Source organism: Candidatus Diapherotrites archaeon, assembly GCA_030688545.1.
GTDB lineage: Archaea > Iainarchaeota > Iainarchaeia > Iainarchaeales > VGJJ01 > VGJJ01.
This window is the reverse complement of sequence record JAUYHT010000002.1, coordinates 381,447-407,486: the sequence shown is the minus strand read 5'-3', so window position 1 is coordinate 407,486 and position 26,040 is coordinate 381,447. Positions and strand designations below refer to the sequence as shown.

At 48.9% G+C, this 26,040-nt stretch carries 26 protein-coding genes and 1 tRNA gene; 10 read left to right on the top strand and 17 right to left on the bottom strand.

Annotation, left to right across the window (positions count from 1 at the left end; translation table 11 throughout):
- Positions 1 to 38 precede the first annotated feature (38 nt).
- The 12 genes from Q8P05_02760 to Q8P05_02705 form a co-directional block, all read right to left on the bottom strand.
- Positions 39 to 1,142, bottom strand: coding sequence for a DNA topoisomerase IV subunit A (locus Q8P05_02760; GenBank protein MDP2666395.1), 1,104 nt, complete (start codon positions 1,140 to 1,142; stop codon positions 39 to 41).
- Complete coding sequence (gene top6B / locus Q8P05_02755; GenBank protein MDP2666394.1) at positions 1,142 to 2,845, bottom strand: DNA topoisomerase VI subunit B; 1,704 nt, start codon at positions 2,843 to 2,845, stop codon at positions 1,142 to 1,144. The genes Q8P05_02760 and top6B overlap by 1 nt, the downstream gene beginning before the upstream one ends.
- Before the next feature lie 11 nt (positions 2,846 to 2,856).
- Positions 2,857 to 3,387 (bottom strand): KH domain-containing protein, encoded by a 531-nt coding sequence (locus tag Q8P05_02750; protein ID MDP2666393.1) that lies wholly within the window; start codon positions 3,385 to 3,387, stop codon positions 2,857 to 2,859.
- A gap of 179 nt (positions 3,388 to 3,566) precedes the next feature.
- Entirely contained in the window at positions 3,567 to 4,346 is a 780-nt protein-coding gene (locus tag Q8P05_02745) for a serine protein kinase RIO (GenBank protein ID MDP2666392.1), read from the bottom strand.
- 43 nt (positions 4,347 to 4,389) lie between these two features.
- The gene (gene eif1A / locus Q8P05_02740) at positions 4,390 to 4,710 is read right to left on the bottom strand and encodes a translation initiation factor eIF-1A (protein MDP2666391.1); all 321 of its coding nucleotides are present in this window, start codon (positions 4,708 to 4,710) and stop codon (positions 4,390 to 4,392) included.
- A 33-nt stretch (positions 4,711 to 4,743) separates the two neighbouring features.
- Positions 4,744 to 5,049: a DUF424 family protein gene (locus Q8P05_02735; GenBank protein MDP2666390.1), complete on the bottom strand. Its 306-nt coding sequence runs from the start codon at positions 5,047 to 5,049 to the stop codon at positions 4,744 to 4,746.
- Positions 5,050 to 5,053: 4 nt separating this feature from the next.
- Entirely contained in the window at positions 5,054 to 5,464 is a 411-nt protein-coding gene (locus tag Q8P05_02730; protein ID MDP2666389.1) for a translation initiation factor IF-2 subunit beta, read from the bottom strand.
- Positions 5,465 to 5,521: 57 nt separating this feature from the next.
- Positions 5,522 to 6,019, bottom strand: a complete 498-nt coding sequence (locus tag Q8P05_02725) for a hypothetical protein (GenBank protein MDP2666388.1) — start codon at positions 6,017 to 6,019, stop codon at positions 5,522 to 5,524.
- A 6-nt stretch (positions 6,020 to 6,025) separates the two neighbouring features.
- On the bottom strand, positions 6,026 to 6,859 hold the full coding sequence (locus tag Q8P05_02720) for a presenilin family intramembrane aspartyl protease (protein ID MDP2666387.1): 834 nt from the start codon (positions 6,857 to 6,859) through the stop codon (positions 6,026 to 6,028).
- Between the two features lie 34 nt (positions 6,860 to 6,893).
- Positions 6,894 to 7,379, bottom strand: coding sequence for a hypothetical protein (locus Q8P05_02715; protein MDP2666386.1), 486 nt, complete (start codon positions 7,377 to 7,379; stop codon positions 6,894 to 6,896).
- A 1-nt stretch (position 7,380) separates the two neighbouring features.
- Positions 7,381 to 7,647, bottom strand: a complete 267-nt coding sequence (locus Q8P05_02710) for a hypothetical protein (protein MDP2666385.1) — start codon at positions 7,645 to 7,647, stop codon at positions 7,381 to 7,383.
- Positions 7,648 to 7,683: 36 nt separating this feature from the next.
- Positions 7,684 to 11,601, bottom strand: coding sequence for an LAGLIDADG family homing endonuclease (locus tag Q8P05_02705; GenBank protein MDP2666384.1), 3,918 nt, complete (start codon positions 11,599 to 11,601; stop codon positions 7,684 to 7,686).
- Positions 11,602 to 11,955: 354 nt separating this feature from the next.
- Between Q8P05_02705 and Q8P05_02700 the strand changes: the two genes are divergently transcribed.
- Positions 11,956 to 12,288 carry a UPF0175 family protein gene (locus Q8P05_02700; protein ID MDP2666383.1) on the top strand — a complete coding sequence of 111 codons (333 nt, stop codon included), beginning with the start codon at positions 11,956 to 11,958 and terminating at the stop codon, positions 12,286 to 12,288.
- Positions 12,289 to 12,379: 91 nt separating this feature from the next.
- Entirely contained in the window at positions 12,380 to 13,906 is a 1,527-nt protein-coding gene (metG, locus tag Q8P05_02695) for a methionine--tRNA ligase (GenBank protein MDP2666382.1), read from the top strand.
- Positions 13,907 to 13,910: 4 nt separating this feature from the next.
- On the opposite strand, the gene Q8P05_02690 is transcribed toward metG, so the two are convergent.
- Entirely contained in the window at positions 13,911 to 15,584 is a 1,674-nt protein-coding gene (locus tag Q8P05_02690) for a hypothetical protein (GenBank protein ID MDP2666381.1), read from the bottom strand.
- A 106-nt stretch (positions 15,585 to 15,690) separates the two neighbouring features.
- Positions 15,691 to 16,095 carry a translation initiation factor IF-5A gene (locus tag Q8P05_02685; GenBank protein MDP2666380.1) on the bottom strand — a complete coding sequence of 135 codons (405 nt, stop codon included), beginning with the start codon at positions 16,093 to 16,095 and terminating at the stop codon, positions 15,691 to 15,693.
- Between the two features lie 117 nt (positions 16,096 to 16,212).
- Here Q8P05_02685 and Q8P05_02680 point away from each other — a divergent pair, with 117 nt between their 5' ends.
- From Q8P05_02680 to Q8P05_02650, 7 genes are all read left to right on the top strand, one after another.
- The gene (locus Q8P05_02680; protein ID MDP2666379.1) at positions 16,213 to 16,707 is read left to right on the top strand and encodes a hypothetical protein; all 495 of its coding nucleotides are present in this window, start codon (positions 16,213 to 16,215) and stop codon (positions 16,705 to 16,707) included.
- 32 nt (positions 16,708 to 16,739) lie between these two features.
- Positions 16,740 to 17,201 carry a hypothetical protein gene (locus Q8P05_02675; protein MDP2666378.1) on the top strand — a complete coding sequence of 154 codons (462 nt, stop codon included), beginning with the start codon at positions 16,740 to 16,742 and terminating at the stop codon, positions 17,199 to 17,201.
- A gap of 35 nt (positions 17,202 to 17,236) precedes the next feature.
- Positions 17,237 to 18,196, top strand: coding sequence for a HEAT repeat domain-containing protein (locus Q8P05_02670; GenBank protein MDP2666377.1), 960 nt, complete (start codon positions 17,237 to 17,239; stop codon positions 18,194 to 18,196).
- A 107-nt stretch (positions 18,197 to 18,303) separates the two neighbouring features.
- Complete coding sequence (gene minD / locus Q8P05_02665; protein MDP2666376.1) at positions 18,304 to 20,535, top strand: cell division ATPase MinD; 2,232 nt, start codon at positions 18,304 to 18,306, stop codon at positions 20,533 to 20,535.
- Positions 20,536 to 20,796: 261 nt separating this feature from the next.
- Positions 20,797 to 21,027 carry an LSm family protein gene (locus tag Q8P05_02660; protein MDP2666375.1) on the top strand — a complete coding sequence of 77 codons (231 nt, stop codon included), beginning with the start codon at positions 20,797 to 20,799 and terminating at the stop codon, positions 21,025 to 21,027.
- A gap of 4 nt (positions 21,028 to 21,031) precedes the next feature.
- Positions 21,032 to 21,436: a hypothetical protein gene (locus tag Q8P05_02655; protein ID MDP2666374.1), complete on the top strand. Its 405-nt coding sequence runs from the start codon at positions 21,032 to 21,034 to the stop codon at positions 21,434 to 21,436.
- 134 nt (positions 21,437 to 21,570) lie between these two features.
- Positions 21,571 to 22,956 (top strand): ATP-binding protein, encoded by a 1,386-nt coding sequence (locus tag Q8P05_02650; protein MDP2666373.1) that lies wholly within the window; start codon positions 21,571 to 21,573, stop codon positions 22,954 to 22,956.
- Between the two features lie 69 nt (positions 22,957 to 23,025).
- Here Q8P05_02650 and Q8P05_02645 read toward each other — a convergent pair whose 3' ends face one another.
- The 3 genes from Q8P05_02645 to Q8P05_02635 all read right to left on the bottom strand — a co-directional run bounded on the left by Q8P05_02645 (position 23,026) and on the right by Q8P05_02635 (position 24,250).
- A complete protein-coding gene (locus Q8P05_02645) occupies positions 23,026 to 23,268 on the bottom strand; it encodes a hypothetical protein (GenBank protein MDP2666372.1) in 243 nt (80 codons plus the stop codon).
- 92 nt (positions 23,269 to 23,360) lie between these two features.
- A complete protein-coding gene (locus tag Q8P05_02640) occupies positions 23,361 to 24,101 on the bottom strand; it encodes a hypothetical protein (GenBank protein ID MDP2666371.1) in 741 nt (246 codons plus the stop codon).
- Positions 24,102 to 24,178: 77 nt separating this feature from the next.
- Positions 24,179 to 24,250: transfer RNA gene (locus Q8P05_02635), tRNA-Ala, on the bottom strand.
- A 154-nt stretch (positions 24,251 to 24,404) separates the two neighbouring features.
- Between Q8P05_02635 and Q8P05_02630 the strand changes: the two genes are divergently transcribed.
- A complete protein-coding gene (locus Q8P05_02630) occupies positions 24,405 to 26,018 on the top strand; it encodes a hypothetical protein (protein MDP2666370.1) in 1,614 nt (537 codons plus the stop codon).
- Positions 26,019 to 26,040 lie beyond the last annotated feature (22 nt).

The window sequence follows — 26,040 nt, the reverse complement described above, 5'->3', positions numbered from 1 at the left end:
AAAGAGATCTGGAAATCAGAACCATTTTCCACGGCGGATCACGGCAAAAAGTCTTCTTCCTTGATTTTCTGAGGCAAATACGTTTCGGTGATGAAGCGGATGCCTTTCTTGGAGAGGGCCTCGAGTTCCATCTTGATGTTTTTCTGCTTCATCAAGTCGAATTCGGCCTGCCATTTCTTGTGCTTGAACCATTCATACGATTGTAATTCATTCAACCGCTTAATGTCCAATTGGTTCAGCTTGATAGTGACTTCTTTTGGGATTTTGAATGTCTCCACATCCCCCACCGTCAGGCCGATGTATTTGGTATCTGGGGTGGCGAGCTTTTCTTCCGAGTAGGAGAGGGAGATGCTTCCCTGTTTTATCACAGAATAGATGTACATCCCCCACGGGTCGGCATCCATGAGCGCGTAGATGGGGAGTTTGTGTTCCTTGTTGAGGCGCTGGACGAGTCTTCTTTCCCCCCGAGCCGCTTGCCCTCTTCCGGTGATGATGATGCAGTTGTTTTTCTTCCAGAACTTATCTTCGTTGAAGCGCCGCCACACGGCGTCCTTTTCAATGAACAGGACATAATCCGCCTCCATCTTCTTGATCTCAATGCGGTCCTCCTCCACATTAGATGGGACGCTCCATCCTCCACTCCCCATTCGCGTGAGGTCTATTGTATCGTTACCATCCTTCACGACCATGGGCCCGGAGATGATGCCCTTGGCGGAGGCCGCAAGATGCAACTCTTCGCGGAGCAGGTTGAGCGAGGCTTCCAGGTCCTCGATCAGAGGATCGCTCTCATCCTGATTCTCGAAAGTATTTTCATTAGTTCCTTCGATGGTGTGCTTGAGCGCGTAATAGAGGTCACGGATGGAAACAGTCGCGTTTTCATGGATGACTTTCTTGATTTCGTTCGCCACGAGCATGGTCTGCATGAATTTCCGGGTGTGGGCGATGTTGAGGAATTGGCGTTCGGACATCTTGTCTCCCAATTTGATGGTGCGGGATTTCTGGTCGAAGAAAATATTTCCGAGGGAGCGCACGGGCAGTGCCACCGTGGGATTGGCGCCTTGGTTGATCTGCTTATAGACTTGTTCACCCAATCCCTCGAGTTTCTTGATGACTTCCTTGTCTTTTGTCTTGGTGTCGACCATTATTCCTCACCGCCTTCCTCATTTTCGGCCGGCTTCTTCGCCTTGCCTTTTTTCTTATCTTCTTTGTTCAAGCGTTCCAGTTCCTTTTCTAAATCCTCATCGGTCTGGGCTTCCATCTTCTTTTCTTGTTGTTCATCCAGTTTCAGGCGTTTGGCGACGGTTTCCAATAGTTTGTGCTCGATGGGTTTGGGATCTTTTTCTATGAGTTCTCCTAATCCGATGGCCACTTCGATGGCGTATTTCATGTAGATGCGTTTCTTCTCTTGTTTGAGGCGTTCGTGTTCTTTGCTGATGATATAGCGGGCAGTCTTCCGTCCCGATTCCATGAGGGCCAATCGGATTTCTTCCACGATCTCTTCGTCGTTGGAAATGGCTTGCTTCCCCGCTCCCGTGTAGGGGATGTGGACGGAAATGAGGTTCACGAATACCGTTAGGGGAGCGGTTTCCGAGTCTCTGATGCCATAGCGTTTCCACTCCACGGTTTTCACCGCCTCCGTGATGCCACAACCCCCCGTGTCGAACAGGAGCGGGGCGCGGTTGGCAAAGCGCATGATCTCGATGCGCATCTCATCCCCCACCCGGCGGCCGGCCTTACCCCCATAACAGACTGAAACTTCCACCTGGAAAGGATATCCGCCCTCTGACACTTGGGGTTTCCGTGTCACCACGGACAAAAATTCAGGCTCCACAATCGTTTGGAGGCTTCTCTTGATCTGCTCTTCCCCGATAGGGCGTAAGGCATCGGTGCGGGGGGCGATGAAGGTAATGTCTTTGAATGCTTTCACCATTTCCTCGATCTCCCTCCATGAAAGGGCGTGGGGGTCCTTGTTCAGGTCGAAAGATACCTTTTCCCCCACTTCTTTGACTGCGGTATCCCCCATTCTATCTAATTCGATTTTGAGAAAGCTATTGGTGCGTCTGGCTTGGGTGTATTTGGCGAGGTTGAGCAGTTCGTCCACTGTCACCCCGCGAGGGTGGGGCTTGACTTCCTCTGGTTTGTCAGGAATGGTTTTGGCGGTGCGTTCGAATGCGATGGTTTGTCCGGATGGGTCGGTAAAGGTTAGTTTGGCGTGGGGGTTGGCAATGGCGGTGCGTCGCACGTATTCGAGGGGGCCTTGTTCGTTGTTTACGTATTTCATTTCCTTGAATTCCGCCTTCACGATGGTGCCGCGGAATTTTCGAGTAAGAATCTTGATGTTGTGGACTTTGGGTTGGTTGTATTTGGCGTCGATGGACAGGTCGCAGGAAATAACTTCCTTATCATTTCCGGTGATGACATGGATCTCTTTTCCTGTCGTCATCTGGGAGAGCATGGTGGCGCCGCTGGCGCCTATCCCTTGTTGTCCACGCATCTGCATGAGGCGATGGAATTTGGTTCCTGCGAGCAATTGGCCGAATGCTTTTCCCACTGTTTCGCGTGTCAACCCAGGGCCGTTGTCGGCCACCGTAACCTCATAGTGTTCGGCCTCCAGCTCCTTGATATGAACCTCGATTTCAGGCAGGATGTTGGCATTCTCGCACGCGTCCAGGGAGTTGGTGATGTATTCATGAATGATGGTGGTGAGTGCTTTCGTCTTGCCACTTAACCCGAGCATTTGCTTGTTCTTCTTGAAGAATTCCGCCACGGAATGCTCGCGGAATTCCTTCGCCAGGTCATCCGCGGTGGGATTGGCGATTCGGGTCAGTGTTTTTTCGTCGGGCATAATTTTGGGTTTCACCTGAATTCGAACTCCTCGGGCGCTGTGAGTGATTGGCGTAAGTAATTTAATACAGTGGCGTGCTCCGCTCCTTTGACCAGCATCGTAACAGCCTGCACGGCTCGGGCTAGGGCATCGGGTTTCCCGATGATGGAAATGGTCTTCCCATACACCGAGATGAGGGTGTGGGTGTCCTGTTCGATCTTCTTTCGGATGATCCCTTCTTTCCCAATGATGCGGCCCTTTTTGGATTGGAGGGTTTTCCAGTCTTTCCCTAGCAAATCAGGAAGGTAGATGATCTCGAAGTAATGGTCTTCCTCGAATAGGCGGAAGGCATGCGGGGGGGAAAAACCGCGTCCAATAGCCTTGACCACGTTTCCCGCGGTGAGGACGTGGGAGGCGTCCTCCCCTTCGATTGAAATGTCCCCGGATTTGCTGTCTATTCCCATTCGGCAGTGGGTGCGCTGCTCGATTTCTTTCTTGGTTTGCCCATTAGGGCCGATAAGGACGGCGATCCGTTCCTTGGGGATCATGAATTCATCGAGCATGGGAGGGGGGGATCAGAGCGTCTTTTCCGGGCGCTATAGGAAGAATAAGGGCTAAATGGCTATAAGCATTGTGTCCGGGACCAGCAAAATAATAAGTCAAATGAGCGGTTTTTTTCCGGTTGGATCTTTACAAAGTCACGGAGCGTACGTAGTATATTTATACATAATTGCCCATTCACTTACCCCTTCCCCCACCCTGAAAGTTTTTCCTTCTCCCGTTTCACATCCCCATAGAATTCGTCATACGTCAAATCCTTCTTTCCCAACCGATGGATTACTTTCAGTAGGTTCTTGAGGTCCCGTTCATAAAAGTGTTTGGCGTTCGGGTGGGTGGTTGGGAAGGTTTGGCCACAATCAATAATGATGGGTATGTCGTCTTTCACGAGAATATTGTAGTCGCTCAAGTCCCCGTGAATCATTTTTGCCGCGAGCATCTTGGCGATGTTCCCCACCAGTCCTTTGTAAAATTTTTCCAGGTCCCTTATGCGTGCATCCTTTAGCATCGGGCTCGCTCCCCCATCTGTCCCTATGAATTCCATCACTAGCACATTATCCTTAGCCACCAGGGGCATGGGGACATTCACCCCGGCCTCACGCAACTTTCGTAGGGACGAGAACTCCTTTTGCGTCCATGCAAACACGATGCTCCGCTTCTCATTCTTCACGTTGGCGAATCGTTTATCGAATCGTAAATAATCCTGCATATTATTGAAGTCGCTGGTTTCAATCTTGTATATCTTGACCGCCCGGTAATTCCCCCCTTTATCTACAGCTCGGAATACGTGGGCTTCTTTTCCCGTGGAAATGGTGAACTCGACATGATCGATATGCCCTTGAGAGGCGAGGGTGTGCAGCACGTGGATGGTGTTCTGATCAAACACCTTGGCGAATGTCTTTTCCAGGCGCTCTTCCGAGAATAATTTGAAGATATGGAACGCTTTCCGGCGATGCTTATCCATCATATCATCCAATGGTGATGGTCGCCCCTTAAACCTTTTTTCCTCACACCGGAAGCTTCTCAAGATGCCCCAGGCGCCGGAGCTTTTCGGTCTGGATGGGTAAAAACCGCCAGACGACATCCGCCTTGATGGGTTGGAAGTCCCAGAGCCGGATGATGATGACATCCCCTTCCCGCATCCAGACCTTTTTCTTGAGTTTTCCCGGGATGCGGCACATCCTATCTTTTCCATCCTCGCAGGATGCCATGATCTGGTCGCCCCCGTGAAGTTTCATGACGATGGCAAACATTTCCCCGTGTTCTCGATACGGCAACCTCAAACGGACTTCCCCTTCAGGGGTCGTATTGGCTGGCCGTGGTCTCATGGGTTGGTTCTCCTTTCCTTCATATTCTCTGACTTACAGTTTATAGACATGTGCATGGGGTACTCCCGCGATGCGCAAAATACCCTTTTCCCCCACCCATCCTAATTCTTTCACCACCCGCAAGCATCGATCCCCCACGAGGTTGATGTTTGAGAATGCGTTCACTTTTTCCACCAATTCGTGTTTATCCACTTTTTCTCCAAAATAAAACCGTTCACTCACATGGAGGCGGAATTTTCCTTCCGTGAATACTTTTCCAACAAGCTCGATATCCGCCACTCCGAGCACGCTTCCCTCCGGGGACACATGTTCCTTCATGGCGAATTCTTTTCTTCCCACTCCATCATCCCCGTCGAATGGGTGAGATGGCCCCACATGCTTCACATTTCAATTGGCGCACGCCATTATGTTCAACATAGTGCGTGTCGGGTTTCCCACACACTTTGCACAAAACAAATTCATCCAGAAACCGCTTGAACCACCCATTAATCTGTTTCTCCCCGAATTTTCCGGAGAACACCAACCGATCCCCCTCCACCTGAGCGGGCGAGGCGCTCTCTTTGGTGAGGAATTTCAATATGTCCCGCGGGTCCTCGCGTCGCATGATTTTAAGTAGCTGGAGAAAATTCTTCACGTACGTTTTAGGTCCCTGGATAAAACTCTCCACCCGTGGGAATTCGAACCGCTCCGTCCCCGCGTCCCGTTTGGGGAGATTGGCGTACATGCGGTCTAATAGTTTTCCATAAGGGTCCATACCCCATTCCCCCGAAAAACCCTTTTAAAATGCCAGCCCGTTTTCCGCGCCAACCCTTCACACAAAATGCCGTTCCACGGTGAATTCGCTCGCGGCCACGAATTCAGCGTCTTCCTCTTTGATAGGGGATTTCTTTTCCATCCCCATTTTGGGTGCGACCCTTTCCAACACGAACGGCCTTATTGTATCCAATTCCGGGTGTTTTTCCAGGAGCCGTATCCATTCCTTTTGGCTCTCTTCCACGCAATACCCCCATTCCCTTTCCTCAATTTCCTTGATCCACTGGCTGGCCACTTTCATTCCCCCATCCGGTTGCGCCACTATTTTTCCATAGGTGCGTACGTATTTCCCTTTTTCCCTGGGAACATTCATTCCCCTATCCGCGGGGCAATAGCCCTCCCACTCCCCCTTCTCATCCTTCGCACGCACACGAACCTCCCCATTCCCCTCGCGGCATTCTATAATATCCCCATGCATGAACACCCATTCCCCTTCCAATGGGGTTGCGGGCCATGTCACGGGTGACAATCCGAATCGCACCCCATTCCGTCGCATACGATGTCACACCACCCCGCCCGCCACGAGCAGGCCGTACATGATTACCATGAGCGCCACTTGCAATGGTAATGCGGGCAGGGCTTTCCCGATGCGTCCACTTCCATAATCCAGGGTGATGGCCAACCCCGCTAAAGAGGCGAGGAGGATGGCGATGGAGGGTATGGCCGCGCCCGGCCAGGGAATCCCTTTGGAAAGGCTATCCCCCAGCACGCTCACTCCAAAGATGAGGGGCATCACAAAATCCCCCGTTCCCAATTCGAATTGATGGTCTTTCGTGGGCATGGCAATAGTAAAGCTCAGATTCTTCTTGGCCACCGCCTTGGCCATCGTCACCATGTGCTTGGTCTTGAACACGGCGATGTAATCATATATTCCCAATGCGATGAGAAAAATGATCACCGGCCACACCCCGATGGATATGCCAATCACGGCCCCCGCTCCAATGGTGGCCACCATGGATGAGATGTTTCGCCATACCAGGATGTGGGGAAGAAACACCCGTATCATAATCAATCCAACCGCTCCGAGTAGCGCGGCCTCTTCAGGAATAAAGGCCTGCAGAACAATGAATCCGGTGAAGAATAGCGCGAGGCTCTCTATCCCCTTGAACACCCAATATAACAGTCTATCTGGAAGAAATTTGATGGCCAGCAGGATGAATAGGGTTCCCACCAGGATGTAGGCCAGTAGCCCCACCGAATTCACAGGGTCATCTGGGTCCGGAGAGAAAATAACCGGTTCCAGGTCCGCCTGAATAAGGGAATAACCCACATACAGCCCCAAAGCCTGTACGACTATGAAATATATCGCCAACTGGGCCAATAGCGGTTTATCCATGCTCTCTCCACTATCCCCGGAACCGCTCATAAATCTATGCCGCGCGTTTCCGCCTGAATGGGGAAGAGCCCGGCAATATTTCCTCATTCCGGGCCTGATTCTCCGCGTCCTCAACAAACGCCCGCTCTTCCATTCCCCCGCCGATGGCCATGCTTTCCCTGAACGTCTGCGTGAATGCCTCGGCCCGTCTTTCTCCAATAATGGGAATCAAATCCTTGATTCCACGTGGTTTCCCATCCCCCCCAAGGAGGGCTTTCCGCGTCTCATACCCATATACGTGTGCGGCCGCGTATGCTCTTCGGAGCGCCCAGTGCTGTTTCATCGCCTGGATGCGCGCATACGTCTGGATGGGATGCTCATTCCCTCTTCGGTTCTTTTTTATCGCTTGATGCATATTCCCGAATTCGCGCATCATCAACCGGTACAACCGTTTATCAGATATTGGGCTCATGGCCTTCTTCCGCACGCGCCGGGCCTGCATCGCCTTCTTCACTACGTGAAAAAATGATCGGATGGGCATTCTATTGGCTCTCCCGGATGATGTGAATCAATTCCTCAATCGTGAGGGGATTTTTCCCGGCCGCCTTCCGCTCGCGGTTGAGTTCCGCCAGATATCTCCTCGTTTCCCCCATCCTCTCGCGCAAAAAATCCCCCCGCCTTTGACCAAAATGGAAGTTCAGGGATTTCGCCAACCATTTGGCGACTGCATATTCTCCCATCAATCGCTTCTTAGGAGAGGCTTTTTCCCTATTAGTGGCTTTTCTCCATTGTCTCGGGGGAGGGGACATAGGTTCCCTTCACCCAGTCATTCTTTTTATGCGTTCTCACGCGCCCTTGAGATACCCATGGGAGGGTTCGTAAATTTCTCCGCTCCGCTTGAGCTTGGTGATGAGTTCCCGCACCTTCTCTTCATCAATACCCCTTTCGATGGATTCCGCAATAACATCCTGGATGGGCACCTTCTCCATCTCCTTCCCCTTGCTCCGGATAATGTCAAGGATCGTTCTCATGTGGTCACGTGAGCTCTGTGTCTGCCCACTCGTCACGATATCAATGTCAATCCGTCCCGTCTCGGGATCTCGCACCACATCCTCCAATGACGCCCGCACCAACCGGGTGCTCCTATCCGCGTCCTCTTTCTCCACCACGTCACTCAATCGGACGCGGGCGCTTGCTTCAGCTAACCGCACCAGTCCTTCCAACTGCCGTGCCGTCGCCGAATAGCTTCCTTGCTGCCTTCCTTGGTCCCTCAATCCAACATAGAAATCCTGGATTACCAGCACGGCTTCCGGGCTGAGCACCGGGAACACATTCTGTCGGGCGTACGAGATGTATTTTCTCAGCATCTCAGTATCGATGATAGGCGTCACTTTCTTCTCGAGTGCTTTTTGCCATTCCACATCCATCTTCTTCCCACTCCGCTGCATCTGCATCATTTGTTCTCCCGCCTGATGGGTGGATAAGATGTGTTGGGTAATCGCAGCGTCGCGTTCCTTGTTCAATGTATCCCTAATCATAAAGAACAGGTCGAATCGTGAGATGAGGGAGGAGGGCAAGTCGATTTGTTCGAAGAAAGGTTTGAATGGATCGAACCGAGACAGCTTGGGATTGGCGGCCGCGAGCACGCTTGTGTCCGTCTTAAACCGGGTCACCAGCCCGGCTTTGGCCACACTAATCCGTCCCTGTTCCATCGCTTCGTGCATGGAGCTCCGATCTTCTGAGTTGTGCACAATGATATTATTTGCAATGAAATTATGGCTTCCCTCTATGGTGAGATCGTATATGTGAGTGGTGGGTTCGGCTATCGTTTCGTTTAAAAGTTGTTCTATTTGTGCTATTTTTTCCTTTTTTTCCAATAGTTTTCTTTTTATTTTTTCGGTTGTTTTCTGGAGCGCGTGAGGGGGGGCGGTGGTGGTCTGATTTAACCATCGTGTCAGGGTCGATTGGTTTACTCCCAATTCGTTTGCCATATTTTTTTGGACAATCGCTTTATTTTCAATGGCTTTTTTCGCTTCGTTCCACGTTTGGATATCATTTTTCACCATTTCTCGGATATTTTCTTTTTTCTTTTCGAGTTCTCGAATGAGTGCCGGGATGGCTTCTTTCATTCTTTTTTGAACGATTTTTTTCATTCCGATTTCGGCTAGATATTGGTTTAATTGGTGCGTGCGTTGGTAGCTTAGGTGGTTAGGCGTGATGGGTGTAACCTCTTTTATTTTTCGGATCTTTCTCCATCGGACATCCCCATGAACCAGTTTTTCAAAGTATTCTATTTTTTTCCTTGTTTCCTTGGAAATGTTCTTGTTGAATGCTAAACTCGTGAATGTTTCTAGTATTTTTTGGGCTTTTTTGATGCTAATGTTTGAGGTTTCATTTTCAAAATTGTTGTAGGTGACCTTGTTTATCCCGCATTCTTTTTGCAGTAATCCTAAATCCATTCGAATATCCTTGAGTAGGCTTCCTGCGTTTGGAATAACATTGATAACGCTTCTTTCTTTTTTTGGTTGAATGAATGTGTTGAGTTTTTTTTGTTTTTTATTGCTGGTAAACCCAATTTTTTGGGAAAAAAGTGTAAGCGAGTCATGATCGGTGATTCGAAGAACGTACGAAGCTCTTCTTTTTTCTTTGGATGCTTTGTGCTGTATTTGGGATACTATTCCGTGTTTTAACAGCAATGCCTTGACTTCCATTGTTAGTCGCTCACTGGTGGAAGCAAAGCCAACCTGTTGGTGGCGGGTATCCACATTCCCTTCTGAATCGAATATTCCCCGAAGGTAATGGGCGGTGTTTTGGGTGGAGTGGTAAATATTCGATGGAGTGTATTTTTGGTCAAATTTTTCCATGAGCCCGGGAGCATGTTTTGCAATGAAATCAACATACGCTTGTCCGTTTGCCCGTGTGCACATTAGACCTCCCTCTCGAATTTCGCTGGGATAAATAGTGGGTTTCTCGAATATACTTTCGCAACAAACACTAAAGTCATCCAGCAATTCTGCATCCTTGTTGGTGAATCGAACCATATAATTTTCTGGCGGATTATACGTTACATTTCCGTCTCCAGCCAAATACCCATACAGGCGTGATTGTTTTTCATTGAATTCTCTTGCTTCTTCATTAGGCAAGCGGGCAGGAACGAGGATAAAATCTCCTTCTTTCAATTTTCCGGCTTTAATGGTTTTAACCTCCTTTTCAGTCGTACTAAAAAAAGGGTGATTGGGGGTGGTTTTTATTTTTTCTCCACTTTGGAGTCGTATTTCCAAAATTCTTCCCTGATGGGGGTATTCATGGGCCGCGAGCATTTTTCGTTTGACTATTTTCAGGTTTTCATCCATTGATAGTACATATCGATTCTGAATATCGCGTATGCTTGTTCCGTTTTCATTTTTTTCGATTCTTCCTTCCTTTTTGGCCTCTTCAAAAATCGTTTGAATGGGTTTCAATTCTCCATTCTGGGTGCAAACAAGCGTGTCTCCGGTTAGGCACTCCATCTTATCAAATTCGTCCACCATTACCATGCCCCCGGAGGCCAGTACGAGCGCTCCCGCCTTGAGCGTCCATCCCCCTTCCCCAAAATCATCTTTAACAGCTGACGCGGTAAGGCCTACGCCCGAGCTTGTTTTCCCACTCACATACACCGATTTGGGGGCTATTCTATCCGTGGCCTGCAGGAGTTGGGATTTCCCCGTGCCCGGGTCTCCCACCAATAATACATGAATATTTCCCCGAATGGTCATCTCTCCCGGCAACAGTTTTTTCACTCCCCCGAACAATTGCAAGGATATGGATTCCTTCACGATCTCATGCCCATAGATGGTGGGGGCAATGCTTTCCGATAGCAGCCCATATATTCGCGGGTTTTGCGCCAGCGCCTTGATGGCCTCCACATCCTCGTCCGCGACATTCACTTCCTCGAACTCCTTCTCGGTTTCCTCGAGGTGGATGGCTTCCAAATACCTCCCATACACCGCTTTCTTCTCCTTGTTGGGGGGATATAAACGTAAAATCCCCGTGATTTGCGTGCGGTCTCCCGGGGCCACCTTGTTCACGAAATCATCTTGGATATACACATCCAGATTCACCGCTTGCTCGCTCCCCTTGAGCAACTCTAATGGTTCCTGGATCTGAATCTTTTGATAATCCACAAACGTGCTCTGGTCGGGCACCAATTCGAAATCCCGGTGCTTGCACGTGCACAAATTAGGTTTTCTCAACTGGTGCCCATCCTGCTCGATGACATACGTATTAGAGCATCGCTTACAACTCCAGGTCGCGGTCTTCAATTTGGGCAGCACATCCGTGAGCTGCCGGATGACCCCTTCCAGGGTGATGAGTTTTCCCAAATGGCGCGCCGAAATATCCTTCACCAAGGGCATCCTATCCCGGGGCAGGCTCCGCACGCGCACATTGGGAGCGAAAACCTCTATTTCCAGCGCGGGCACATCTATCTTTTGGGCGGCCAGACGCGCGGCTTCCAGCACCAAATCCGGGTGGTCGATGAGTTCGTCCGCCAGCTGGAAGTCGAATTCCTCCAAATCCTTGAAATCAATCACCAGCGACCGTTTTTGGGGGTATTCCCTCACCAGATCCTCGATTTGCTTCTTGTAGTGGGTGGAAAAGAATTCCTCGAGCTTGGGGATGAAAGGATTGGCCTCTCCCTTTCCCACATAGGGGGCGACTCCCATCTCCTCATCCGGCTTGGAATAGCCATCCCGCTGGCCCTCTTTGAAGGATTCTCTTTCCATTGGCGCTCACAATCCTAATTAGCCGTACCAGTAATATAGTGCTTTGTCCGGTGCACCGCCGTAGCATAGGGAGCACGTAGAAGGAGTTACCCTTCCACACCACCCACCTACTTAACCCAACCCAGTTCTGATTGCAAACCCCCTCCCGCTGCCCCCGTGATAAAATCCAAACCTATCTCCGCTTTTCCCTCCTCTTTCCCTTCCCCTTCCTCCTGCCAAACCCTTCACATGCTCGACGCGAAACTATTCAGAAGAACCAGACCATGTCTCGGAAATAAGAAATTAAACCTCTTAATTGGGGTTAAAAACCTTCAAATCCCATGTATTGGATAAAAACATCCGGGAGGTAAACGCATGAACGGAAGTCAGGCCATTGGTATCCGTGTCGAAAAGGACATGCTTGCCAAAATAGATGATATGGGGAAAACAGAAAAAGTGGATCGGTCGACCGCCATTCGGATGCTTTTGGAAGAAGGGTACAAGGCCTATTTGCGCCGAAAGGCCGCCGAATGGTATAAGGCGGGGAAGCTGACCATGAGCCAGGCCGCCATGGACGCCCATATTTCCATTTGGGAGATGGAGCAATACCTGGTCCGCCACGGCTATAAATCCCAGTATTCGGTGGAGGACATGCAGCAGGAGCTGGGGCTTCTTTCCAAAAAGTCCAAGCCCAAGGGCAGAAAGTAGACGTGAATAGGTCTTCAATCCCGCACTCCCATCCTCCCCCTCATCTCTTCGTAATACCCTTTTAACTCCTTTTTTCCCTTCCTTCCTTCATATGCCCAAGGGTTTCTTCATCTCCTGCGCCATCGATTATCCCAATGCCAATCTCCACCTGGGCCATCTCTATGAAAAGACCCTCGCGGATGTTCTTGCGCGCGTGCATCGGTTGAATGGGGAAAAGGTGTTGTTCTCGGTGGGCACCGATGATCATGGAGAGAAAATTTTAGAATATGCCCGCGCCGCGGGGAAACCCCCCAACCAATTCGTGGACGAGATGGCCACCCGTTTCAAATCCATTCTGGACGCCGCTCTCATTTCCTACGATACATTTATCCGCACCACGGATGAAAACCACATCCACGCGGCCCAGCATTTCATTCAAATCCTTTATGATAAAGGTGACCTCTACAAGGGCGATTATGAGGGCTGGTACTGTGTCTCCGACGAGACTTTTTGGACTGAAAAGGATCTGCTCAAAATAGACGGTGTCACTGTTTGTCCCAATCCCCATTGCGGAAAACCGGTTAAAAAAGTGAAGGAAGAATCCTATTTCTTCCGCTGGAGCGCCTATCAACAAGCCCTCCAGGAGTGGTATGCCCAATTCCCTTCAAACATCATTCCCTCCTTCCGCAAACACGAGATGGATCAATTCATGAAACAAGGGTTGAAAGATATTTCCTTCTCCCGCAAATCCGTGGAATGGGGGATTCCCCTCCCCTTCGACGAGTCTCACACCATATATGTTTGGTCCGATGCCCTCGTGAATTATCTCACCGTCACCGGCTACCCCAATGATGAATATGAAGCATTCTGGCCGGCTGACATTCATGTGATTGGCATGGATGTCAACCGTTTCCACTCCCTCTTATGGCCGGCCATGCTCCTCTCCGCAGGGCTTCCTTTACCCAAGCAAATATTGGTCCACGGCTTCATAAATGATGAAAAGGGTCAAAAGCTGTCCAAATCCATTGGTAATTTTATCGACCCCCAACTTCTTATTTCCCGGTATGGCATCGAGGCCATCCGCTATTATTTCCTCCGCGAAACTCCCATTGGAAATGACCTGTCTTTTTCGGAGAAAAACCTCCTCGCCCGCGCCAATAGCGACCTGGCTGACGGCCTGGGAAATCTCGTTTATCGCGTCCTATCCATGCTCGAGAAATATTGCCATAGTACTATTCCTCCTGCCCCCTTGGACCCCTCTATTCTCGCGGAATCCACCACTCATTCGGCCGCCGCCTACCAATCCTACCTCGCCCATGATCTTCAATCGGCCCTCGTTCACACCTGGAAACTCGTGACATTGGGCAACCAATCCATCGCCACGCAGGAACCCTGGAAAAAGATGAAAGAGGGAAAGCGTTCTGAGGTGGAATCCCTCCTCGCCACGGAAGTGGAGTTGCTGCGCCGCATCGCCATCCTGATTACTCCCATCCTTCCCCTATCCTCTTCCGCCATCTCCACCCAATTTGGTTTTCCCCCACCCTCCTTTTCCTCCCTTCAAACCCCCCTCGACCTGAAAAACAAACCCATAATCAAAGGACCCGTCATGTTCGCCAAGAAAGAGCTCCCGGCCACCTAGATACCTATTTCCTCTTCCGCATTCCCAAAAACAAGAATCCCAACACCATCCCCAACACCACCATATTAATCCACCATGGGGCGTCCGGCACACTCACCGCCTGCGGGGCCTGCACCACCGCGAACGTCCTGAACCCCGTGTTGTTCAAGTGAAGGGTCTCACTGTAATCCGGGGGAGTAGGATCCCTATCCTGATAAGGTGTTATAGCCACGTACGCCGTGTGCGTTTCTCCCAATGCGAAAACCGGTGCAGGCGGTACACTCACTTGTTCTAGTGTGAACGTAAACGTTTCAACCTGGTTATCGAATGTGATAGATTGCGTTAGCGGCTGGTACGATTGGATTCCCGCCCCTTTCGAGTCACGGATATATATCTGGACCTCGGCGTTTTCAACACTTGGATAATTGGGATCCCCAAACTTCAGGTTTTCCGCCGTGATTTCAATATCAATATTATTCCCCCTAAACAGGTTCGGGAACGCAATATCCTTCAGGATGTAAATGTCGCCCCCGCTTCCGACCACACTGCCGCCTCCGCTGGGGGGGACGACATCAAAATCGAATGTGAACGCATTATCGATCCGGTATCGCCAACCCTCAATTTCATTAAAGAGTGGGGATGTGTGGTCATATTCAGCCAAATAATTGAATGCGATTACTCGATACGATTGACCAACCACTAAATTCAATGCTGTTGGTCTTGGATCGACCGTATAATTCCAAGATACTGCCGGAGTGCCATCAAGCTGATTCAATTTTTCATAACTCGCTAAAGGGTAATTATTGGATAAAAAGGTTGAATAGGCGGTATAGATTGGGTCATAGGTTAAACTACCAGATGGTTCTGAATACTCGATTAGGTGGATGCTATTGCCAATAATCGAAGATGAATTTCCACTAAATAAATTTTCAATTTCAGTTTTAGTTAAACTATAATCGGCACGTCCGTTATTTAGATTCTGACATTTTGAATCGGTCAAATCACAGATTGCCACAATCTGAAGCGTCGCCACTCGGGTATATTCTGATATGTTATCGACCAAGTTATCGGTTCGGATCGTTACATCCCCTGTTTGATTTACCTCGAGGCCAGTTGGAAATATAGTAGAGGAGGGGATGGTGGTTTCTATTATGTCCCCTGCTACGAAGGATCCTCCAGAATTATAAGCCGCACAAATGATAATATCATAAGGACTCGAACCCACAAAATTTGGTGCTTGTAAATGGGCATTGGTTGATCGTGATAGTCTAACCACTTCTGTGTAGATAAGTCCACCTGGTATAGATGCACAGCTCTGTCCTTGGGTGGCATCCGCCACATTAACTACAATAGTAGACCCCGCTGGTCCATTGTGCCCTAATTGTACAGAAAAAGGATAATTCGTGAGGTCCGGCTCCTCCCCATGGGCATTGGTGTTGGATGATAATTTCAACAGCGTGACCGGGTTGTTTGAACCGTCATTAAATAAAGTCACGCCGCTTGTTTCATGGCAATAGATGTTTACCGAATAATTGTTTTGAGTGGGCAGCTCGGCATGGGCGTTTGTGCTGCTGGATAACTTTAGGACAATCACCGAATTTGGCAAAACGTTCGTTCCACAAACCAAATCCGCATGTGCCGTTTGCATCATCGCGACGGCGAATAAGAGAATCAGCCCAGCTTTCCATGCGGTGCGCATACTCCCCGAGAAAGGACTGCCTCTTTATATAGGTTCAAGGCTTCTGGAGGGCTCCTGGCCAATCCCTTGGAGAAAAGATAGAATTTTTTTCGGGCGGATGTTTTCTTTATCCTTGCGTCTCGCCCCGCTTGCGAAGGATCTTGAAGTTCTTGTCGTATTTCAAGTATTCCACTTCATCCCCGGCTTTGAGGTCTTTCAGTTCAGTGGATTTGGGAACATTGGTCATCTCATACGATTCCATATCCATGATCTGCAATTGTCCTCCCACCACCGCAATAACCTGGGCATTTCCACGCTCAACTATTGGCACTTCCGCATCCGCATGCACGGGGGCCATGAGATTCCTTTTCTGGTTGTCGAATAATCCCATCGCGGATATCCGCGCTTTCGCCGATCCGTGCTTTCCCGGCTTGCTCTTCTCCATGGACTTAATCTGGCACACGTTCCCGTCGATCAGCACGTAGCCCCCTTCCCGGAGTTGACCAACAGGGGTGAATTTGATTTCGCTCATTTCCTTTCCTCTTCCCAATCACGATGAGGGTCTTTTTTTAAAGCGCGATGGTACCGCCGCTCCCACGACATGGCACCATTCCCCCACCCTTAATAACTCCCCACCCATTTTGCTTCCATGAACCTCCCCACGGGTGTTTTCAAGGCCCAGGGCCAGTCATCCCGCCAGTTCGATGCCAAAAAGGAGTTGGATATCCTGGCACGTGACACCTTTTCCGGCTACCTTATCCTCTCCACCCTATCCGAAATAGGCGTAGACGAAGGAGCCCTCCTCTTCCGCGTCGGCCAGGGCATGGGGGGGGTGTTTGAATACCATGGTGTCTCCAAAATTCTTTATGGGTCAGAATCCCTTCCTCATGTCTTCAACGCCATGGCCGCCGAACACACCGTCATCGACATCGTTTCCTTATCCTTGCAGCAGGTTGACTTAGTCATGGCTTTCAATGGCAAGCTCGCGTTATCCAAACCCTTATCCAAGGGCCAGTTTTCTCCTTTCATCAAGCCATTTGACCCTCAGCTCATCCGAACCGTGCTCCAGGGGACCCGCCCCGAGGAATCCCAGTCCAAGGAGTCTCTTTTCAAGAAATTCGGGCTGGCGGGTATAGGAAGATAGGTTTTTGTATTGATAGCGGTCCCTCTTCCTGTATGTTTGGCAAAATGAGGGGATTGTTGGACAACATCACCCGCAAGGTTTTGGATGTGGATGACCACAAAGTACCGCGTGACCAGATGCATCTCCTCAAGAATTTTCTTTCCCGCCACCGCTATGAATTGAATACCTCCTCCCTCCAGGAACTCATGCAGTCCATGAAGAAAAAACATTTGGTGGATTCCATTTGCATCTGTTCTCCCAATGGGAGCATCGTCATCTCCACGGATGAAAATGATTTCTCAGAGGCCATCATCGGTTCATCCATGTTCAACTATGTCAAATCCGAGCTCCCCGAATCTGAAACCATCCTCGTGAAAGAGAAAGACCGCTGGTTCATGGTTTTCCCCCACCAGGAAAAGGTCTACATCGTCCGCGCCACCTCCGATCTGACCACCGTCGAGCTCAGGGTCCTCGCCAGGGAAATCGAATCCTTTCTCAAGGCGCATGGGGATTGAGCAATCCTTTTATGGGAGGAGCCGATCTTCTCTCCATGCCGGCTTCTCATCCACGCGGGCGGAAAACATTGCGTTCCCGTGCTCGAGCTCTCAAATCCAGATTACCGGATTCCACTCCTCCTGAGCGCCGTCGGTTGTTGATACAGTGGTACGACCGGCTCTGGCGGCGGATGTTCATGAATGTCCCGGCCTATGCTGGCAAGGCCCAGCTCCCTCCCGGGAGAGATCTTCGTTTTATCGAACAATTTGTGCGCAGTCTGGATTCCCAAGAAAAACGTGGTCTCCGCATAGAGGCAATTGTTGAGATGGGTCGGGAGGAAATGGAAAGTGCCCCACGATCAACGGACCTTTTCGGGAGCTGGCTATTCTTGAAAGGAGTGCCTCATCCAAGCAAATCGTTTCCATATTTAGCCTATGCGGCCCTCCGAGATCCTATTCATTCCATCCGGTATCGGGCGCTCATGCGCGTCAGCATGATAGATCATCCCCTCACCCGCGATCTGCTCCGGTTCGTGTCACTGCACGACCCCACTCTGGCGAATAGGGAATTGGCGATTGAGCGACTGGAACGATTCTCCGATGAAACAACGCGTGCCACCTTGTTCCGGTGTCTTCATCTTTTCCCACGTTCTCGTTTCCAAGTTCTTCACACTTTAGGAAAGATTGGCACCCCCGAATCGGCGCGCCAATTGTTATACCTCTACACCCGTCGCACCACTTCGCCCGATTTGCGGGGACAGATAAACAAATGCATCCATCGAATATCCTATTACAGCGGCACCCTTGGTGAAACAGTATACCGATATCCCCTTCACCTCACACCTGAAAAAATGCTGGCCGTTCTAGTTTGTGGTATGCTAAATCCCAAAACCCAGAAGAAAGATCCATTCGAAGCAGCGGATGACTTGTTTGCTCTCGAGCGGCAGGCAAGGGCTATGTCCCTGTCCAAATTCATCAAAGAAAAAGGGTTATTTGCCAAAAGGCCTTTCTATTAGCGAGGGCTTTTATTTCCCCAATCCACCCCTGCGTTCTTATTTTAGCGGGGACCCACGCGTTCCTTTAAATGCCTAAACCCTTTCTACATCCTATTGAGTGAGCATCCATGGGTCGCAGTATCACTATTGTTTCGGGGAAGGGCGGCGTGGGGAAGAGCCTTCATAAGGATGAGTTCATCTCATTGGCGAATGGGGATATCATTCAAATCGGCCCGTACATCGATTCCCTCATCGCCCAGAACCCATTAGCCGTGAAGAAAGCCATCGTGAAAACTGTTGATGGTTTGGAAGAAGTGTTTGAGGTCCTCGATTCGCCAGGCGATTTGCAGCTTCACGCTTTTTTGTTTTCGGAGGAGAACCAGAAGGTCGTGCATTTCCAGGATAAACCCGTTCATTTGATGCGTAAGCCAGCTCCCAAGGAGTTGCTCACCGTTTCCTGTGCGGCAGGGAGTGTTTCCGTCACGCCCGAACACCATTTCATTGTGATGCGGTCTGGTCGTTTGCAGAAAATCCGGGCCGACGCGATTATCCCAGCGAAAGATTATTTGGTGTTGCACAAGGGCGTTTATGATCAGGAGAATGCTGAGGGTGTTCCTATCCCTATTGCTACGTGGTTGGGATACGTTATCGGGGATGGGCATATGGAGGCGAACCGTATTTCCATCTGTGCCGAGCCCGGAGACTTGGCGGATAACATTCGGAACGCATACAAAGATGTTTTTGGGGAAATCCATGAAAATATGGATCGTGGGCTGCATGTTTTCAGCCAGTACAAAAAGAAAACCATTCGCGATCTTTTCATGAAGTATGGGGTAAAAATAGCCTTGGCCGGGGAGAAGGAGGTGCCAACCGCTCTATTCCATTCCCAAAACCCATCCATTGCCGCCTTCCTAAGGGGTCTTTTTGATACGGATGGGACGGTGAACATCAATCGACGGGAAATCGAACTGGATACCAAATCGAAGAAATTGGCATTCCAGGTGGCCTCGATTTTGCGCACGCGTTTCGGAATCTCTTCCCAGATAAAATTGACCTATAAAATGGCCACCAATGGGAGAATGGCCTCCAAACAACCCTATTGGCGTATTTACATTACAGGGGCTAATGCCCAACGATATTCGGATTACATTGGATTCACGGGAAAAAGGAAAGCATTCCGCCTCCTTGATCAGCTTCAGAGTCCAGCGGTTGAGAACACGAATATTGATGTGTACCCTGTGGGAAAACTCCTAAAGCAAATTCGCATGGATGCCGGGTACACGGGTCTACAGATCGGAAAGGAATTGGGTTGCACCAAGCAGATGGTGTACGAATACGAGTGGGAATATTATGCCCTTTCCAAAGGGGCTGTCCGACGGTATTTGGAAGTGTATCGTCGTTTGATGGTTCAGCACCCCCTCCTGTCCTGGCTGGAGCAAATGCTGAATGATAATGTTGAATTTCGCCGCGTGGAAGAGGTAAAACGAATTCCCTACGATCATCCCTATGTGTATGATTTCCAGATAACGGATTATGGCGGGCATTTCGCCCATGCCACGGGAATCCTATGTTCCAATACCTCCATCGCCGCCAACTTGGGCATCGCGCTCGCCCAGCGCGGAGTCTCCGTTTGTTTGGTTGACGCGGATATCGCCATGGCCAACCTTTCCTTGTTGCTGGGGATGCAGTCCTCTCCCATCACTCTGCATGATGTCCTCCTCGGGGAAGCGGGGGTGCAGGATGCGTTGTACGATGGTCCGGCCGGCCTGAAACTTATTCCTTCTGGATTATCTCTTGAGAACTATCGCCGCGTCGACGCGGACAGGCTTTCCTCCATCATCAAGTCCATCCAGCATAAATACGATTTTGTTATCCTCGACGGCCCCGCTGGCATCGAGAAATCCGTTCTGGCGTCCATCGCGGCCACGGATGAATGTTTGCTCATCGCGACTCCCGATTCCCCATCCATCGCGGACGTTTTGAAAACCAAGATTGTCGCCCAGCGCCTGGGCAGCAAGCCCCTTGGCATTGTCCTCAACATGGTGCATTTCGAGAAGGGGGAAATTTCCAAAGATGAAGTCTCTCGCATGCTCGAGCTCCCGGTTTACGCGGTCATCCCGTATGATGTGGAGATGCGTCACTCCTTCATCAAGGATAAAGTGGTGCCCGTCATCCTCCGCAACCCCCAGGCCAAATCATGCATTGAAGTTCAGAAGCTCGCTGCCCGACTCGCGGGTTTACCCATTCACGGGGACTCCCATCCTACCCCACGCCAAGGGATTCTGGCATCCATCGCCTCTTTCTTCTCCCGTCTCTTCGGGGGAAAGAAGGGCAGTGGCGTGGAAGAGATGAAAGTATAGGCTTTTTTTCAATCGGGCTTTTTAGAAAAAAGCCCGGGGAAAAAGATGGATTCCTCGCCCTTTAGGGCGCCATTCGTCGCCCATTGTTTGGCGAGCGATCTCGCGCGCAGGTGGCGTTTTCTATTTGTTGGATACCCCACCCTTTAGGGTGGGGAGGAAGTCATTGAAATAGTGGTGAAAATCCCCCCCATGGGTGTTTATTTAAGTAGTTTTGGTCATCCAGTCTCCTATCAACCATTCTTTTCTTGGAGGAATAGTACCATGGCCAATCAAACCCCATCCAGACCCTTCGACCTGCTGAACGAGAGCATCGGTAAAAACGTGTTAGTTGAGCTCAAGGGCAATCTTCAATTCCGTGGTGTCCTAAAAGCCTTCGACGTCCACATGAATATTGTGCTCGAGAACGCCGAGAGCCTGGAGAACGGAAACCCAAAAACAAAATACGGAAAGGTCGTCCTGCGCGGGGATAACATTCTATTGATTTCGCCGTGAGATAATGATGTCTGATGCATCAACTGTGTTAGAGGCCGTTTCAAAAAAAGTTGAAGCGGTTCCTTTCTATATCTGGAACATTCTTGGTATAGGTCTGTTCATTTTATATGCGAATGCGGGTTATAGTATTAGTACTTTTTTTGCCCAATATTCGACTGAAATTATCATTTTGATTAGCATTTTATTGTCCTCAATTGTTCAGATTATTCTGATAGTATTTATCGGAGCTGTGAAAAGAATTCGGGGGGTTCCTGATTTAGAGCTTCATCAAGAATTTGTTTTGGCTGGGATTATTTCTTTAAGCGTTGCCCTTTTACTTTACTCATTTCATAGACCCTTTGAAGTATTCACTTTTTTTGGCGGATTATTTTTATTTATTGTATCGCTATACATACTTATTTTCGAGTAAATTGGACGCCGGGGGGTTTATTCTGATTTACCCTACTCACAGGCTTCATGCCGCAGCTATGCCTCGTGAATCTGATAAAATGAGCTCGTAATTTTTGCATAGGCTTTTAATTTTTGAACATATGGTCTCCCTACATGTCCTACTCGTACAGTGACCTTCTTCGTTGGATTGAAGATTGGGAAAGTCCCGCATTAGAATTTAAGTCCAATGCGTCCGAAGTTAGTCTGGGGAAGACCGTTGCAGCATTTGCGAATTCTTTCGGTGGGCTAATCGTTATCGGCGTCGATCCGAAGGAAAAAACACCTGTTGGAGTCAATAACCCCGATGTTTCGTCTCAAATCATTCGTGCCACGTTGGAACAATGTCGTCCGGATCCTCGGCCTGAGCAAGAGTTTGTTCGCCATGAGGGAAAAACGTTTATCGTGCTAAAAATAGAGGCTTTTCCACTCTCCCATAATCCCTGTTTTTTCAAGAAGATATGTTACGTCCGGCAGGGAACCACCAATCTTTCGCTTGCGGGGGAAGAGTTGATGGACTTTCTCAAAAAGCGTGCGCTAATGAACTTTGAAGAATCCCGAAGCAAGGCGAATATGGACAGTCTGGATCTGGAAAAAGTTGGAAAACTATTGAAGATTAGAGGGGTAAAGATCAATCCAAAAAAGGAAGACGAGCTAAAGCCAGTCTTAGCTGGAATAAATGTAGCCAACTATAATGGGGAATTTTTTCTTAAGAATGCTGCACTGCTGTTTTTCGCCAAGGATCCCAATCGGTTCTTTTCAAATTTAGAAGTACGAATTGTCAAATATATGGGAATGGAATCTGATCTCAGTTCTATTGTTCACGATAAAAAAGTTCAGGGAACGATTCCCGAGCTTATCGAACAAACCTATCGAATCGTGAAAGAAAATGTTGGGAAACACTTAACGCTTGTGGGAGCTAAGAGAGAGGAAATATTGGATTATCCAGAGCAATCTCTTCGCGAAGTCATTACCAACGCAATCGGCCATCGTGATTATTTCGAAACCAAAGAAGCTCTAATCGAGATTTACGAAGACCGATTACAGATTACGAATCCAGGCGGGCTCATGCCGGGACAAAATATTAACAATTTTGATCGAACCCCAGTTCATCGTAACCCGATTGTTTACCGGCTTTTGCATGAACTAAAATTAGGAGAAGGTCTTGGATTGGGGGTTCGCCTCATCCGCAAGCAGTTTCGCCAAGCCCGCTTACCAGATCCAGAATTCTACGAAATCGGAAATCAATTCCAAGTTATTTTCTATAATCACTCCAGCAAAAAACCACGAAAAGAAGTGGATGGATTAAACAAAAGACAAAAACAGGCCCTGCAATACCTCCAAAAGAACCCTATTCTTAAGACGGCCGACTATCGAAAAATGACGGGGGTATCACAACCGACGGCAACCGCCGATCTTAATGAGCTTATCAAGCAAGGAAAAATAAGAAAAAACGGCAAATATCGAGGGGCCTACTATACTCTCATTATTGAAACCAAATGAACTATAAGTTACTATAAGTTATAGTAATTTATAGTAAACTTATAGAAACGGGATGAGGGGATTGGAGCATCACTTGGCATTTTTGGAATAGTTTCCCAATGCCTCATCCGCGTTCAGCAGCTTTCGTTTCCCAGATTTGATTTCCTCGTCAATGCGATCTAGTTTCCGATTAACTAACTCTACTTCCCCGAAATGGTGTTGCCCAAAATCAACCAATGCTAACCGTATGGCTTCCGATTGGGAATTGGCATAGCCTTCTTCCACCATGGCTTCCGCGATTTGTTTCGTTTTTCCCCTCAAAATCACATTCATACAGTCACCTAAACCAATAACCCCATAAATGATTTAAATATGTATCGATTATGATTCACATTGAAGCATTCTAAAAATATGGTATAGTCGGGTTATAGATCAAATGTTTTGAGGTCAATTTTTGCAAGGTTGTATAGTTTTTTGTCGGCCAAATCATAGTATGCATCATCAAACTTATTGTTGGGATTATACCGTTTGAATGGGTTTTTCTGAAAAATATAAATCTGAGCTTTCAATGGTTTACCTGGATAACAATATAAAATCCACTTGTGGTGATTCTGAATAAATTCATTGTGGAGTGTAACCTCCCCTTTCGTCACCAGATAAGAAAATAAAATCTCCTCCAGGAAGAAGTCAATTTGATTTAGAGTCAACTTTTTCTTCGCCCGTGCCGCATCTTCTTTCATGTATCCCCTCAACTTCTCGTCCGACTGATATAACCTTTTGAGCTCTCCAAAAAATCTGGTAAAATCTTTGCAGTCCAGATATATCTGATTCCAAGTCGTAAAAGAGACAGCCTTTTCAATATAAAATGGATTTTTGCGAATAATATTGAGAAATTCATTTTTGTGATTTACAATCAATTGACTAAATTTCTTTTTTAGTGTTGATGCCTTTTCATCGGATGAAAAATAGAGGTAGTCGCAATAGAAAAAATTTAATCCTACCAATGGTTTGATTATTTTTTCTGGACTGAATATCAATAAATAATCCCAACAATGTTTTGCGTCTTGTATGTTGGAAATTCGACTCATTGAAATGGGGAAAACTAAAATGCCTTCTTCGGCTGGCAGCTTGTTGATGTCAAAAAAACTGTTGGTCAATGTTGCCATAATGAGTCCATTTACCCCAACTTATTAACCGTTGGCCCTTTTTCCCTTCAAATGGGTATCGTAGTCGAAAACCGCGATGGACGCTGGGGGACTTGAACCCCCAACCTCTTCCATGCCATGGAAGCGCGCTACCATTGCGCCAAGCGCCCAAACTTTTTTAGAAAAAAAGTTTGATCAAAAAAGCCGATTCGGTTGAAAGGGACTTTTCCGATATCAAAATCCTCCCGCCATCGTTTTATAAAACGCCCCATCCCCTCCCTGGGAAAGGACTACTTTTTATTCGGCAAAAACCCTTTTCCAAGCATGCCCTACAGCCCCGCTATCCTCGAATCGGTCCGGAAGCTCGTCCGCATGGGTTTGGAGCGGGATGAATTAGTGAAGGAGCTCCAGGCCATGGGCCTAACCCACCACCAGGCGGAAGAAGTATACCGCGACGCCCACCGGGAGCAAATGGAAACAGCAGCCCACTCGCATGAATCCAAGGAAAAACCCATTTCATCGGATGCATCTCTCCCCGCCCATTCCTCACCTCATGCGTCATCCCAACCTTCATCACCTCCCCATCGAGGCACGATGCGTGCGCCTTCCGCCCATACTTCCACGCTTACCCTTCCCACCCCGCCTTCCTTCAAGTCCAACGTCGATCTCTGGGAGAAAGGAATCCTCGACACGGTGAATTCCAAGCTCGTCAAAATGGAGCAATTGGAAAAGTCCATCGATGATGCCATGGAGGCCCGCATTCAACAGCATGTAAAAGCCCTCGAGAAGAAAATGGAAACCCTCTTTGAAAGCCAGCGTGATCTCATGAGCATGCGCATCGAGGGCCAACTCAACGCCAAATCCCGCGACATGGATGGGATGCTCACCCAGAAGATCGAGGAGATCAAGACCTTAAATCTCGCCACGCAAGAAGACTTACAGCGCATCAAGGGTCAGCGGATGATTTTGCAGGATTTGGTGGCGGATTTCTCCACAAAAGTGGAGGGGTTGGATTCCCTGCGCCGATCCATTTTGGATGATGTCAACACCAAACTGGACGACATCGAGTCCAGGGTCAATGATTTGGTTTCCTCCACCGAAGAAAAACTCCGCGATGTCGAAACACGCGCCACGCATACTTTAGAATTGGAGCAGAAAATAACCTCCGGCCTCGCGGACCAGCTCCAGCAACAGGCCAACCAAATACTAGAAGCGCGCGTGAAGGACTTGCGGGATGACATGCAGGATGAGATTATTCAACTCAAGAAATTGGGTGCCGACTTGGCCTCGCGTGATGTCCAGGAGGTGCTTAAGGAGTTCGCCGATTTAACCCATCAATTGGATGCCGCCAAGGCCCATTTCGACGATGAACTCGCTACGCGTTTAGAAGACGTGGATGAGAAGATCAATGGTATTGACAAGATCGTGAATACCAAAATGGACACCCTCATTCACCAGAAGACAGCTGATTTTGATGTCCATGTAAAGACCCAAATGGATGAATTCAATGCCTCCAAGAAGGAATTAGGTCAGAAGCTCATGGAGGCCGACACCCGCATGCAATCTCTGGACATGTTCCAGAAGCAGTTCATCGCTTCTCTCCGCAAGGCCAATATGGAGCGCGAGGATACGTTAACGGCGTTCAAGAAATCCACCAGTTCCCTCGAATCCCGTGTGGACCAAAAACTGGTGGAAATGGACAAGCGGGTGAAGCAAATGGATGACGCGGCGGCTCAACTATCCGCTCTCATCAACCAGTTGATCCATTCCAAATCATCCGGGAACGCCTCAACTCCACTTCCCACCATTCCCGCCCCCGAAAAGAAAGATTCTTCGGCTTCTCCAAAAGAAGAGAACAACCATTCTTCGTCCGTGGATGGGTCAGAATCTGAAGAGGATCACAAGAAACACCATCATTTCCCCCATGCTCGGAAATGAGTTTTCTCAAAAATTAAATAGG

Coding starts and splice junctions, on each gene's coding strand:
- Q8P05_02655 (MDP2666374.1), top strand. CDS start 21,032: ATGATGTCTGATGCATCAACTGTGTTAGAGGCCGTTTCAAAAAAAGTT.
- Q8P05_02760 (MDP2666395.1), bottom strand. CDS start 1,142: ATGGTCGACACCAAGACAAAAGACAAGGAAGTCATCAAGAAACTCGAG.
- Q8P05_02675 (MDP2666378.1), top strand. CDS start 16,740: ATGTTTGGCAAAATGAGGGGATTGTTGGACAACATCACCCGCAAGGTT.
- Q8P05_02705 (MDP2666384.1), bottom strand. CDS start 11,601: ATGGAAAGAGAATCCTTCAAAGAGGGCCAGCGGGATGGCTATTCCAAG.
- Q8P05_02685 (MDP2666380.1), bottom strand. CDS start 16,095: ATGAGCGAAATCAAATTCACCCCTGTTGGTCAACTCCGGGAAGGGGGC.
- top6B (MDP2666394.1), bottom strand. CDS start 2,845: ATGCCCGACGAAAAAACACTGACCCGAATCGCCAATCCCACCGCGGAT.
- Q8P05_02745 (MDP2666392.1), bottom strand. CDS start 4,346: ATGGATAAGCATCGCCGGAAAGCGTTCCATATCTTCAAATTATTCTCG.
- Q8P05_02650 (MDP2666373.1), top strand. CDS start 21,571: ATGTCCTACTCGTACAGTGACCTTCTTCGTTGGATTGAAGATTGGGAA.
- eif1A (MDP2666391.1), bottom strand. CDS start 4,710: ATGAGACCACGGCCAGCCAATACGACCCCTGAAGGGGAAGTCCGTTTG.
- Q8P05_02710 (MDP2666385.1), bottom strand. CDS start 7,647: ATGTCCCCTCCCCCGAGACAATGGAGAAAAGCCACTAATAGGGAAAAA.
- Q8P05_02730 (MDP2666389.1), bottom strand. CDS start 5,464: ATGGACCCTTATGGAAAACTATTAGACCGCATGTACGCCAATCTCCCC.
- Q8P05_02715 (MDP2666386.1), bottom strand. CDS start 7,379: ATGCCCATCCGATCATTTTTTCACGTAGTGAAGAAGGCGATGCAGGCC.
- Q8P05_02690 (MDP2666381.1), bottom strand. CDS start 15,584: ATGCGCACCGCATGGAAAGCTGGGCTGATTCTCTTATTCGCCGTCGCG.
- Q8P05_02640 (MDP2666371.1), bottom strand. CDS start 24,101: ATGGCAACATTGACCAACAGTTTTTTTGACATCAACAAGCTGCCAGCC.
- Q8P05_02700 (MDP2666383.1), top strand. CDS start 11,956: ATGAACGGAAGTCAGGCCATTGGTATCCGTGTCGAAAAGGACATGCTT.
- Q8P05_02680 (MDP2666379.1), top strand. CDS start 16,213: ATGAACCTCCCCACGGGTGTTTTCAAGGCCCAGGGCCAGTCATCCCGC.
- Q8P05_02750 (MDP2666393.1), bottom strand. CDS start 3,387: ATGCTCGATGAATTCATGATCCCCAAGGAACGGATCGCCGTCCTTATC.
- Q8P05_02660 (MDP2666375.1), top strand. CDS start 20,797: ATGGCCAATCAAACCCCATCCAGACCCTTCGACCTGCTGAACGAGAGC.
- Q8P05_02670 (MDP2666377.1), top strand. CDS start 17,237: ATGCCGGCTTCTCATCCACGCGGGCGGAAAACATTGCGTTCCCGTGCT.
- Q8P05_02720 (MDP2666387.1), bottom strand. CDS start 6,859: ATGGATAAACCGCTATTGGCCCAGTTGGCGATATATTTCATAGTCGTA.
- Q8P05_02630 (MDP2666370.1), top strand. CDS start 24,405: ATGCCCTACAGCCCCGCTATCCTCGAATCGGTCCGGAAGCTCGTCCGC.
- Q8P05_02645 (MDP2666372.1), bottom strand. CDS start 23,268: ATGAATGTGATTTTGAGGGGAAAAACGAAACAAATCGCGGAAGCCATG.
- Q8P05_02725 (MDP2666388.1), bottom strand. CDS start 6,019: ATGCGACGGAATGGGGTGCGATTCGGATTGTCACCCGTGACATGGCCC.
- metG (MDP2666382.1), top strand. CDS start 12,380: ATGCCCAAGGGTTTCTTCATCTCCTGCGCCATCGATTATCCCAATGCC.
- minD (MDP2666376.1), top strand. CDS start 18,304: ATGGGTCGCAGTATCACTATTGTTTCGGGGAAGGGCGGCGTGGGGAAG.